The organism is Paenibacillus sp. FSL R5-0713 (assembly GCF_037973325.1).
GTDB lineage: Bacteria > Bacillota > Bacilli > Paenibacillales > Paenibacillaceae > Paenibacillus.
In genome coordinates this window covers 3781749-3794464 of sequence record NZ_CP150229.1, presented here as the reverse complement: position 1 = coordinate 3794464, position 12716 = coordinate 3781749, and the positions used below count along the sequence as shown (strand labels likewise).

Genomic DNA, 12716 nt, shown 5'->3' with positions numbered 1-12716 from the left:
TGTTAGGGTGCTGTGATAAAATGATAGGAATAAGAACATACGATCTGTTTATGTGAGAGGAGACACCTTGACGATGGAGATGCTTAAACCACCCGCCGAGACATTATACGAGGTTGAATTACGTGCACTGCGAGAAGAGGATCAGGGAAAACGTCCCCCGAACTGGCTGTTATCTCCCGCCTATGTGCGTGATTTTATTATTGGCAGGGATAAGCCAGCGCTATGGAATGGAGAAGAAATCCCGATTACCCGCAAATTTTATGGCAATGACGTGTTGATCGAACGTGCAGTAGTCACTCTGGCAGGCAATCGGGGATTAATGCTTGTGGGAGAACCCGGAACAGCCAAGACCATGCTTAGCGAACTATTAACCGCAGCGATCTCCGGCACCAGCCTGAACACGATTCAAGGTACAGCAGGTACGACGGAAGACATGATCAAGTATTCATGGAATTACGCCATGTTGCTGGATAAAGGCCCTTCGGAAGCGGCGCTTGTACCATCGCCGTTATATAACGGAATGAAGAAAGGCATTCTTACCCGATTTGAAGAGATTACACGTTGTCCCGCTGAAGCGCAGGATAGTCTGATCAGTATACTCAGTGACAAGGTTATGAGCATTCCCGAACTGGATGGCGGTGTACTGTTTGCCCAGCCGGGATTTAACGTTATTGCTACAGCCAATATTCGGGATAAAGGTGTTAACGAAATGAGCGGTGCCTTGAAACGGCGGTTCAATTTTGAAACGATCAAGCCCATTCATAACGTGAAGATGGAAGCCAAAATTATTGAATCCCAGGCAAGAAGCCTGTTATTACATAGTGGAATTGATATTGAAATTAACCCGGATGTGGTTGAATTGCTGGCTACAACCTTTATGGAACTGCGCACCGGCATGACACGGGAGGGCTACAAGCTTGATACACCTCAAGCCTCTATGAGTACAGCAGAAGCGGTGTCAGTCTATGTCCAGAGTGCGATGACTTCCTATTACTACGAAGATAAGGCTATTGCGCTGGATCGATTAGTGCAGAACATGCTAGGGACCATTGCGAAGGAAAACGACAAGGATCTGTCCATTCTCAAAACCTACTTCTCCAAGGTTGTTAAAGAACGTTCCAGGGAAGAGGGAATATGGAAGGACTATTATGAGGAGAGAAAATGGATCGGTTAACAGCAGTTCTGGACCCTGATGTTGATCAGTTACAATCCTTGTTCAAGTCCCATGTCTATAACCTGAGTAATCATACGGTCTATTACCCAATACGACACCATAGTCCCGTATGTTCATATCATTTGTTACGATTAATCGAAGAGTACAAGCCGGATATCATTCTAATCGAAGGACCAGAGAGCGGTAATCCATTCATTTCGGTTCTGAGTGATGAGGCAACCTTGCCTCCTGTCAGTCTGTACTACACCTATGAGAGTGAGTTGCAGAGAGAAGCCTGCTATTATCCGATGCTTCGTTATTCGCCTGAATATGTGGCCATGAAAGAAGCAAAACGACTGGGCATTCCGGCGAAGTTTATTGACCTGGACTACCAACATTTCTCCACTCATGCATCCAAATCCGGCCAGATAGAGCAAAAGGAGATCTCCATCCAAGACGAAACCTTGCTTGCAGGGTCGGAATTTATCAACCGATTGTGCCAAAAAACAAACTGTCGCAGTTTTGATGAATTGTGGGAAAAGGTGTTTGAGATTGGTGGACTGGAGAAATCTACTGAGGAATTCGTGCAGGATGTATTCACGTATTGCACGCTATCCCGAATGTGTTATTCCACGGAACGATTACAGTCTTCAGGTGACTTGGCAAGAGAAGCATATATGAAACAACGTATTCAACAAGCGGTACTTGAGCATGAGCGTGTGCTTGTCATTACCGGTGGATTTCATACGTATGGGCTGTTGATGTCAGAGAAACATGAATCAGAATTGGAACAGCCAGAAATGGATAAACAGCATGCAGAACAGCATGTGGATGCACAAGGTAAGCCAGGTACGTCTCAACACGGTTCGTTTGAACCAAGTACGGTTCACCAACAGATGTATCCGATGGTCTATACTTTTGCTGAAGCGGATCGGCTTAATGGATATGCAAGCGGCATGCCTTATGTGAATTACTACGATCAGATCTGGAACCAGCTACTTCGCAAGAAGAGTACACCGTATAATCTAACGGCTCTGGACTTGTTATCTCGGCTGATGCGCAAATTACGGGACGGTCACGAACATGTATCAACCAGTGATGCAATTGAGGCGTACAGTATGATTCAGGGACTTGCCGGTCTTCGGGGTAAGAGGGAAGGCGGCGTTTACGAGTTGATGGATGCAGCACTCTCTTCCTTTGTGAAGGGGGAGCTTACCTTGGCTACCGATAAACCGTTGCAAGAGCTACAGCAGTTATTGACAGGAGACGTCATTGGAAGCGTGGCTCCCAATTCATTCAGTATCCCCATCGTGGAGGATTTCAAGGCGCGTTGTACAGTCTACAAATTGCAGATTCGCACAACAGGACAACACAAGAAAGTGCTGGAACTGTATGCGAAACCGGAGCATCGTCAGATCAGCCAATTGATTCAATGCATCACGTATCTGGTTCCAGAATTCGCAAAACGGCAATCGGGGCCAGACTGGATCGCAGAGCGTGACATGAATCTGGTTCGTGAAACCTGGGTTTATATGTACTCTTCCCGTATTGAGGCCAGATTGATAGAGAACTCCCTCTATGGCGGAACGCTTGCTGGAGCAGCCACACGCAAAATGGAAGAACAAATGCAGGAGATCCCGGATCATCATAGCGGTGAACTTGCCGGGCTCATGCTTCAAGCACTGCTCATGGGACTTCAGAACACAGCAATGAAGCTCTATGAACAGGTGCGCTCGGCGCTGAGAACCGACGGGAATTTCCTATCCTTATGTAACAGCTTGCAAGTCTTGAACCGAATTCATCAACACCGCAGGTTGCTGGGATTATCTGACGAGCAACATCTCCCTGACCTGGTATCCGAAGCTTATAGGAACGCCGTGGACAAGTTGTTGCAGCTCTCCAGAGCCAATCCGGATGAACATGAAGCCATTATTCAGGGACTGAAGCTGCTAGCCATGCTCGCGGAGTCATCGGAGGCGTATTTTCAGGATGAGACATTCCGAATTCATCTGAATGAGCTTTTGTCTGATCACCAGCTTCCGGCACAGCTGGAGGGTGTGTGTGTGGCTATTTCCTCAGGTCTCGGCGACAGGCCCCGAGATGAGATTGTTGATCGTGCTCGCGGGTATATCCATGGTACACCGGATCAGACCCGTCAAACGGCACTTTTTTTACAGGGCGTATTCACAGTCGCACGTGACGCTTTTTTATATGAAGATCAGCTCTTATCCGAGTTGAATGTGTTGATTGAAAAGCTGTCATACGACGACTTCATCAGCATGGTACCGGAATTAAGGCTGGCATTCACTTACTTTACACCAATGGAAACAGGTTTGATTGCTGAACGGGTGGCAAGTCTGCATCAGGTTGAACCAGTGGAGATGTCAAGACCTGCGCTTGATGAACAGATGCTGATCCAGTCCAAAGCATGGGACGAAGCGCTTCGAAAGGAGTTTGCCGCATGGAAGCTAATATGAATGAGGCGAATCGGAGAGCGGGCGAATCCAGAGATAACCATGAAAGTTCCAATCTGGATGGAGGCAAACGAGGGGAGCATCCTTCTGCTGAAACCTTAAATCGCTGGCGTCTGATTCTTGGTGAATCGGCCGAAGAAGGGCTGTGCAATACAGACCAATACACTTCGAGTGAATTTCAATATACGGAAATGGATGAGATTCTGGGCTATCTCTATAACCGTGAATACGGTGAAGAACAAGGTTATCGAAAAGAGGGAGGACGCGGTGCGTCCAACCTGACTGTACCGAAATGGTTACACAAGGTCAGGGACCTATTCCCCAAACCAACGGTAGAAATATTGGAGAAGCAGGCACTCGACCGCTATGGACTGACTGAATTGTTAACAGACAAAAAGCTGCTTGAGTCCCTTGAACCCAACATGAATCTGCTCAAGAACATTATGCAGTTCAAAGGACGGATGAAAGGTGAGGTGTTAAAAAGCGCTAAAGAGATCGTGCGAACGGTGGTGGAAGAACTTCGCAGCAAGCTGGAGTCTCAGACTCGAGCCAGTATCATGGGTAAGCGCAGTCGTTATACCTCCAGTTCAGTACGATCCTTGCGCAATCTGAATTTCAAACGAACCATCACCAAAAATATGAAAAATTATGATAAAAATAAGCGCAGATTTGTGATTGATCGACTCTATTTTGACGGGAATATACAGCCCCATAACAAGTGGAACATCATCATTGGAGTGGATGAAAGTGGCAGTATGCTGGATTCAGTCATCTATAGTTCGGTAATGGCCAGCATCTTCTATCGCTTGAATGCGCTACGAACAAAACTATTCATATTTGATACCCAAGTGGTTGACCTGAGCGACAGACTGGAAGACCCGGTAGACGTGCTTATGAATGTACAACTCGGCGGGGGCACACATATTACCAAAGCGTTGCGTTATGGCGAGACGCTGATCGATAATCCAGGCAAAACGATCTTTATTCTGGTCAGTGACCTGGAGGAAGGTTACCCAATCGCGCAGATGTACAAAGCCTGTAAAGATATCATCGACGCAGGCTGCAAATTGCTGGTTCTCACTGCGCTCGATTTTAACGGAGATTCAGTCTATAACCAACATGCAGCACAGACGTTGACCAATATGGGCGCACATGTAGCAGCAATTACCCCAAACGAGCTTGCGGATTGGATTGGCGAGATCATCACTTAAATTCAAGGAGGAATGTGTAATGCTTACCACAGATCGTGCAGTAGAAACTTTGGTGGAGAAATTCGCAGTAACGTGTTCAAACGAGTATTCATTAAAAACAGATCGAAGCTCCGAGATTATTGATTATGTCTTGGGAACGACAGACAAGTTCCCGGATATGTTGGGAAATTCGAGTCATTATGTGTATCAGACGATTGATCTGCTCATGAAGCTCGCCAAAAAAGAGGACGGAGACATCTTTTACCGTGCCGGGGCTATTGTGATATATCTGGAATCGACTTATTCAAAAAGAAATACATGGAGAACGGATGCCTTTACCATCTGTATGGGAAATGATTCTGAAGCCTACGGCTTAAGCGGGAAGAGCAAAAGTTCTGATCGCATGGGCGGGTTGTTGGCCAGGTTGGAGAAGATCCAACAGTTTGCGGGCGAAAACGAAATTCTGGCTGAATTGAAGAGCAAATTAAAACGTGCCCAGTGGCTTTTTGATTCCAAAAAAGCGGACAGTCAGGGGAATTATCGGGATGTCATTAATGCATTAATGCTCCTGCAACTATATTCGAAGCTAAGTGATACCTCTTCTCATGCAGAGGTTGAATCTGCTGCGCAATCGTTGCCAGCGTTGTTTCAACATGTGATGGCGAATGATCCTGATCAGTTGCGGAATGAGCTACATACGTTGATCGAACCTATAGTGGTCAGTAACATTCAAGGGAAGCATAACGGCTCTTCCCAAGAATTAAAAGATGAATTCCTCAAGCAAAAGCGTAGTCAGCTCATAGCTGAGCTGTATCCCAATACGTCTTTCTCTCCTAAAGAGCAATGTTCACACGCTGTATTCCATCAAACGATGGTACTGGTGAGCAGTGCCTTGTTGTACCTGATTAATATTAGTGGAGGCAAACAACGGTTTCTTGATGCAAAGAGTGAGATTGGGAATGTTTTGCTTCACACCCTGCATCAGTTACATGAGATTTATCCACTTGAAGTTCGAAGTTACTTGCTGAGTATGGACCCGAGAGCAAAGAGTCCCAATGATCTGCTTGCTGGACTTGTGCCTCTGGATGAGCCTTATCAGTTGGTTGAAATGCTGAGAGACGAGCTTAATATGTATACCATATCCTGGAACATGTTACGATCCGCGGTCACGAATCATCCTGAACAAGCAATTCGAGCTTACGAGTTGATCAAAACGCCATTCCTCAAACTTTGCATTCAAAAATTCATGGAGGATCAGGGATTGGAGCTGCCCAATGCAGAGGAGTCATTGGAGCAAGCGGTATTCAGCGCTTTGCGGCATCCATTGGATGGGGGGCGCCAGGGAATTGCGATTGCAAGATACTTAAGTGGGGAAAACACCCTTGAGGAATATTGGCAAGACTCGAATAGTCGTGCGTTGTTTAATCAACTGAATCGGGACAAGAAGCGTGTTCATATTCTCATCAGTATTAGTTTTCTGCCCTTGGAGTCGGAAGCAATGCGCAGATTCGCAATCCTGACCACTCATCCCGATTGGACGCTGGATATTGTCTCAGACATGTATAATTCATACGCGTTTAGTGGAGAGAAACTGCTTCAACGTTATGGGCAAGATCCTGAAGTGCAGCGTGAGAAATTGCTGACCAGCCTGATCTCTCTCAATGGCATGACCGACTACAGATACAAAGCCATGCCACATGACGAATACCGCCGAATCATTCAGCAGAACTTGGACTATGCACTGACACAGTACAAGAAGCTGCCAACGGATACGCGCATTTTAATTCTGGAGATTACTTTTGAACAACGTGATGAGATCTCGAAGAAACAACTGTCCGAAGCAATTCGTGCCGGATTGCAGGATTCGTCCAAGAAGGCCAATGGTGTGGCTTTAGCCGAATTTAACCGGATTCCTGATGAGGACTTGTATACGCTCGTATACCTCTCGGAGAAAAAAGCGGGAATCAAGGAGATGGCTCTGACTGCAATCCGCAGTCTCGAAAACAGCAAGGAGCTGTACGGTGAGCTTTTGAAGAAAGAGAAGGCAGCGGATTGGAAGAACCTGATTCAAATTCTGCTCGATACCGCAGATCTGAGCCCGGAGTATGCTCATGCTGCGCTTGCTGATCAGGCAGATAGCAAGAAGCTGTCCAGACTAAGCTGGTTGTCCCTGAAAGATCTCCCATCCCTGATACGGACAGAAGATAATCAGCCGGTAGATGACCGAATTAAGCTTTATGTGCTGGTGCAATCCTTGGATCATACATCTAGTCCCAATGAAAGGTTAAATGAATTACGGGACTACGTAAGTGAGGCATCGCTCGCTCGTTTTGCAAGTGAATTGCTTCAGGTCTGGATTCAGGAAGGTGCTCCCGCGAAAGAGAAGTGGGTGATGTATGTTTCAGCACTCTTTGGTGATATTCAGATTGTAAATATTCTGGCTCCGCAAATTAAGGAATGGACTGAAAACAGTCGTGGTGCGATTGCAGCGGATGCTGTAAAAGTGCTCGCTTATCTGAAAGATCCATCCGCTCTTATGGCGATTGACAAGATCAAACGTGGTGTGAAGAACCGCCAAGTGAAAGGTGCAGCTGAAGAAGCATTGCAGCTTGCAGCTGATAATATGGGACTTACCTCGGAACAATTGGAAGATCGGCTGGTCACTACACTTGGTTTTGATGAAAAAGGGACCATGCAGCTGAGTTACGGGGAGCGCTCCTTCCTGGTTAAGGTGAATGGAGACTTGCAAGTGGTTGTACTCAATGAAGAAACGGGCAAATCCGTGAAGAGTCTGCCTGCTCCTGCACAGAAAGACGATGCTGAACTCGCAGCACAGTCCAAGGCACGTTTTACGCAGCTGAAAAAAGATCTCAAATCCATGGTTAATATTCAGGCGCAGCGTCTGGAAGAATCATTGTCCAAGCAACGTCTGTGGTCTGCCGATGAGTGGAAATCTCTGTTTGTTGATAATGTCATCATGCAAAAATTTGCTGTTGGTCTGATCTGGGGAACGTATGAGGATGGCGTTCTGATCAGCACGTTCCGTTATATGGAGGACGGCACCTTTAATTCCGTGGATGAAGATGAGGTTGATCTGCCTTCAGGTGCACAAGTGGGACTTATACACCCATTGGAACTGGATCAGGCGACGCTTGAAGGTTGGATAACGCAGTTGGAGGATTACGAGATCAAGCAGCCGTTTGAGCAACTGAATCGTGAAATTCATCAGCCTGAAGATGAGGACAAGACCAAGAATGAATACGATCGTCTACCTGAGTCTGATTTCTCACCAACGTCTTTCCCCAAAGCACTGGAGAAATACGGCTGGATCAAGGGGCCTGCACAGGACGGCGGCTGGTATCATGAATTTTATAAAGAGTACGGAGATCTTGTTGCGGAATTGCAATTCAGTGGTACGAGTATTACGTATTACGAGGGATTGGATGACATTACCCTGGAATCCCTGCATTTCTTCAAACCGAATAACAAGCAATATTATTACTACGGTGACAACAAACCCATTGCTCTGGGCAACGTTTCAGGTCGCGTATTCAGTGAAACGATCTACGATATTTTGAGAGCAACGGGGCGTTGATAACGTGAGTGCGTTCAAGGAGAAATTCCGGATTTTTTCGAAGCTGTGTACAGAGGATTATCTGATCCGTTACGCCAACAAGGGATTGTACAAAAGGTCTTTGAAAGAGTTGGACAATGGTGTAACTGTAACATACACATGGAATGAATCATCCGTGAGCTGCGAGTTAAGTGATGGGACACAATGTACGCTTGAGGATACGCTGGATCATTGGAATTGTTCCTGTCCGTCAGAGCATATCTGCAAGCATGTGCTGATTGCAATTCTATATGATCAACGGAAACATTCGTTAGAGGATTCGATCAGTGTTGACGAGAAGCAAATGCCAGATAAGGACTCAGGGATATCGGAAAAGAATTCCTTGGACGTATTAAAAGGTTTAACAGTAACAGACTTTGTGTCAAACGTAGGATCAAATAGGGATGATTCAGACGTAGTTTCGCATTCGCCATCTCTTGAAATGGAGTCTCGTTTCCGCTGGATGACGGAGTCTGATCTTAGCGTGTTAATTAAACCATATAGTGCTTCCATGATAGAGGAAGTTGTATTCCGCTTAAGGTACCCTGAAGAGGTGAAGATCATTGAAGATTCACTTCTTACGGTACAGCTGACAAGCCAGAACATTGAGGTGTCTTTTACTGAGGAAGCCAGTCTTGCGAAAGCTCTTTGCAAGGTGCAGCAGACAGCCGGAAAGACGGCCAAGCTTGAAGCATTGTTACGGTATCGTGCACTAAAAGGGCTGGATGATACGGATGCATTAAGTGGACGAGTGTACGAAGCCAAGTTTTCTTTGCAGACCGTGCAGGAATGTCGCATGATGCTGGCAGGATTGTTGAAGACGGGACTGGCCCGTCTTCCGCAGTCCTATATGGCACAATTGGAGACACTGGCCATTGCTGCCCATAGTGGCAACCTGCCTGACATCGAACGCAGTCTGCGAGGGATTCAAGGCGAACTACAGTTGTTTTTCAACAGACATATCCGTTTCTCCATGCAATCCATGCTGGATCGGGTAAGCAAGCTGTATCTTGCACTCCAGGTTCTTGAAGAGAAAAAGGTATCGACCATTCAGCAGAGTCAGCTCATTGGCAGTTTTCGAAGTAAATACTTTACGGTTCCTTCACTTCACCTGTATGGACTGGGAGCCGATGCGTGGGAAACACGATCCGGTTTCCGTGGAATCACCTATTACTTCTATTGTTTCGATGATGGGGAAATCTACACCTATAGCGATGTACGTGCTGTGTATTATGATGATCAGCAGTTCTCATATACAGAGCATTATGGTGCATTTACACCATGGCTGCCTCATGTGACCTTTCGTCAGTTCGTGGGTGAAGAAGTTCAATTCCAATCCGTGAAAGTGAATGAAGAACGCCGGATTTCCTCCGGGGAAGGTGCCAAGCTTGCCATTTTGCCACGTTCGGGCGTGGAAACGCTGAATATGGGCAAAATCATGCAGGATGCATCGTCTGTACTTCAAGAGGAATCGCGAACATTCGCCTTATTCACTGCGCCTAGAGAACGACTGGCTGTGATCAAAGTTGCTCGAATTGTGGACCATAGCTTTGTCAAACAAACGCAAGATCTTGTCCTAAAGGTTGAGAGTGCCGATGGAGAACTACTGACACTCACTCTCCCGTATTCAACAGATTGGCAGACCATGATCCAAAGACTGGAATCAGGATATGGTTCCCAATCCCTTGAACACTTCTATGCGTTCGTGCGTGTGGAATCAAGACGGATTAGCCCAATCAGTTTCCTGAAGGGTCAAACGGTGCTTAGTCTTAAACTGGATATCGGGAATGGAAGGATGGGAAGACTTGGAAGAATATAATCAGTTCATGCAAAGAATCAGCAGCTGGTCTGAAGAGCTGCTCCTGCGGGGTTTATCCCAGTTTGCGATCCGAGATATTGAAGTTCTTGAGCAGCTCATAGCTGAATCCATGCGGTTGCAGATGAGTTTCCTGCATGAGTTGTTGAATCACATGATCAAGGAAGGGCGTAGCGTGGCTCTGGGACAAGGTAATGAAGAGATGCTGTTATTTCAGTATTGCCGTCTCACGCAATATGTACAGCTTAGTGTGCAAGAAGAGACGTGATACTGGATAATAACCGCGAAGCGAAGGCACATGAAGCGATATGATGTAGAAAATAAGATATAGCATAGAAATAAGAAGATTTGCAGAAGGCCGTAGAGGTCACTGCAAATCTTTTTTTATCGTGGAGTAAGTAAAAGTCATTTCTCAAACGAATATAAGTAGGAAGCACGGATCAACACCAGCATTTGTGACTCATATGCGCATGGAAGGGAGGGATATATAATCGTGGAAGAAGAACAGATACGGAAGGCAGTAGTGAATCGTGATCCTGAAGCCATGGAATGGGTGATGAACCACTACGCAGGTTTGTTATGGAAGATTGCTCATTCTATCCTACATCATGCATCGGCAGAAGAGATTGAAGAATGCGTAGCAGATACATTTTTTGCTTTTTGGCAGAATCCGGATGCATTCCAATCTGGGCGAAGTAGCTTGAAAAATTATCTTGCAACGATCACAAAACATAAAGCGATTGATCGCTACCGGAAACTTAATCGAAGAACTGAGCTTACATATGTAGAGGAGATTCATTCGGTGCAAACGGATGATTTGTTGGTTCAGATGATCAGTAAAGAGACATATACGGAACTTAATCAAATGATTGAATCTTTTCCAGAACCGGAACGGGAGATTATGAAACGTCGGTTTTACGAAGGACAGAGACCCCATGAGATATCGGAAGCATTGTCCCTACACGTTAGGCAAGTCCATAACAAGCTTTATCGCTCCAGGCAACGATTGAGGACATGGTGGATGAACAGGAAATAAAGGAGGCGATCAAATGCGAAAATCCGAGAAAGAATTCACTGAGAAGAACCTCTTTAATATTAAAAAGTTGTTCTATGATAAATTGGCGATGAATGAACCACCAACCGTTACGAGATCAGATTCATCATTATATCCATCCGCTCCATCTGCACAGGCTAAGAAGTCCATGAATAGGGGAAGAAAGTATCGCAAAGCCATCTATATTCCTGTAACCGCTGCGTTATCGTTATGTCTTGTTACAGGTGCAGCTGCATCTGTGGGCATCATTGATCTGCCTTCTATTCTTCATTTTCTAGGTGCAGATCGGATTGGCATTCTTCAGCCTGTTCATCAGGTGAGTGAAGATCAAGGGATTCGAATGGAGGTTATAGGTGCTGTCAGAGACGGAGATACAACGGAAATCTATGTTTCATTATCAGATCTGACGGGTCATCGCATTGACGATACATTGGATGTATATGATTACAGGGTAACCGGAGGTAATGCAAACAACGCTCAGATTATTCATTATGATGATGCTAATAAAACGGCTATTGTCCGATTCCTCATTCAAGGAAAAGTCAGCAAAAATCGAATTACAGTTCAGGTCAATACGCTGATGTCGGGTACCTCTCGTCAAGATGGTTACAATGTCCAAGTAGACTGGGATCGATTGTTACAAGATAAGAAAATTAATGACTATGATATTCTGAATCAAGATCGTATAAGTGGCTTGGGAGGTAAAACCGATATTCAGATGGAAACCGATCCAATTCCGGTATTGCATCAGGATGTAACGAATATCCCTATTGAGGGCATCGCATGGATGCATATTTCCAATATGGGTTTTGTGGATGGCAAGTTACACATTCAGATTAATCCAGATAATGAAATTGGCGAGTACAATCATGGGTACTTCTACTTCACTGATGAGCAAGGTCAAAAGCTCGATATACCTGAATATTCCGTTAGCTATGGACATTATATGAAAGATGGGGTCGGGTATGGAGGAGATTATGAGGAGTATGTGTATGATCTGTCTGCTGTTGACGATTTAGATAAGTTGAGACTTCAAGGCAGTTTTACGAGTATTAGTGAAGTTGTAAAGGGGAATTGGAAAACGACGTTTAACTTGAGTCAAAATGGTTTGAGTAAAACAGGAAACGTTCAGCTTGATGCAAATGGAGCCTCACAGGCAAATGTAACCCTTTCCGCAGTTGGCGTCACACTTACAGGTGAGGCACTGAGCAAGATTCACATGGAGAATCTGAGTATTGAAGTTCACCTGAAGGATGGTACCAAGTTGACTGGCAAATCCGGTTTCCTCCAGCTTGATCAGGATCTCATTAAGTGGATATCCCCTAAGACCATTCCGGTGAACGATGTGAGCTACCTGTTACTCAATGGAAAGAAAGTGACTTTGCAAGATAGATAAATAATTAAAAAGTGGAAAGC

General features: G+C 45.5%; 8 protein-coding genes. All 8 read left to right on the top strand.

Translation table 11 applies throughout. The features are described from left to right. The first annotated feature begins 73 nt into the window (after window positions 1-73). Complete coding sequence (locus MKZ12_RS16775; protein WP_339234181.1) at window positions 74-1174, top strand: AAA family ATPase; 1101 nt, start codon at window positions 74-76, stop codon at window positions 1172-1174. Beyond that, window positions 1162-3630 carry a DUF5682 family protein gene (locus MKZ12_RS16770; RefSeq protein ID WP_339255650.1) on the top strand — a complete coding sequence of 823 codons (2469 nt, stop codon included), beginning with the start codon at window positions 1162-1164 and terminating at the stop codon, window positions 3628-3630. Before MKZ12_RS16775 ends, MKZ12_RS16770 begins: the two co-directional genes overlap by 13 nt. Beyond that, window positions 3615-4838: a VWA domain-containing protein gene (locus MKZ12_RS16765; protein WP_339255648.1), complete on the top strand. Its 1224-nt coding sequence runs from the start codon at window positions 3615-3617 to the stop codon at window positions 4836-4838. The genes MKZ12_RS16770 and MKZ12_RS16765 overlap by 16 nt, the downstream gene beginning before the upstream one ends. Before the next feature lie 19 nt (window positions 4839-4857). After that, window positions 4858-8412, top strand: coding sequence for a DUF4132 domain-containing protein (locus tag MKZ12_RS16760; RefSeq protein WP_339255646.1), 3555 nt, complete (start codon window positions 4858-4860; stop codon window positions 8410-8412). Between the two features lie 4 nt (window positions 8413-8416). After that, a complete protein-coding gene (locus tag MKZ12_RS16755; protein WP_339255644.1) occupies window positions 8417-10249 on the top strand; it encodes a hypothetical protein in 1833 nt (610 codons plus the stop codon). After that, window positions 10236-10514, top strand: coding sequence for a hypothetical protein (locus MKZ12_RS16750; RefSeq protein WP_339255642.1), 279 nt, complete (start codon window positions 10236-10238; stop codon window positions 10512-10514). The genes MKZ12_RS16755 and MKZ12_RS16750 overlap by 14 nt, the downstream gene beginning before the upstream one ends. A 225-nt stretch (window positions 10515-10739) precedes the next feature. Next, window positions 10740-11282, top strand: a complete 543-nt coding sequence (locus MKZ12_RS16745) for a sigma-70 family RNA polymerase sigma factor (protein WP_339255640.1) — start codon at window positions 10740-10742, stop codon at window positions 11280-11282. A 13-nt stretch (window positions 11283-11295) separates the two neighbouring features. Next, window positions 11296-12696 (top strand): hypothetical protein, encoded by a 1401-nt coding sequence (locus tag MKZ12_RS16740; protein WP_339255639.1) that lies wholly within the window; start codon window positions 11296-11298, stop codon window positions 12694-12696. The last annotated feature ends 20 nt before the right edge of the window (window positions 12697-12716 follow it).

Bases quoted from the DNA above. Each gene is read 5' to 3' on its own strand.
- MKZ12_RS16775 (WP_339234181.1), top strand. From the start codon at position 74: ATGGAGATGCTTAAACCACCCGCCGAGACATTATACGAGGTTGAATTA.
- MKZ12_RS16765 (WP_339255648.1), top strand. From the start codon at position 3,615: ATGGAAGCTAATATGAATGAGGCGAATCGGAGAGCGGGCGAATCCAGA.
- MKZ12_RS16770 (WP_339255650.1), top strand. From the start codon at position 1,162: ATGGATCGGTTAACAGCAGTTCTGGACCCTGATGTTGATCAGTTACAA.
- MKZ12_RS16740 (WP_339255639.1), top strand. From the start codon at position 11,296: ATGCGAAAATCCGAGAAAGAATTCACTGAGAAGAACCTCTTTAATATT.
- MKZ12_RS16760 (WP_339255646.1), top strand. From the start codon at position 4,858: ATGCTTACCACAGATCGTGCAGTAGAAACTTTGGTGGAGAAATTCGCA.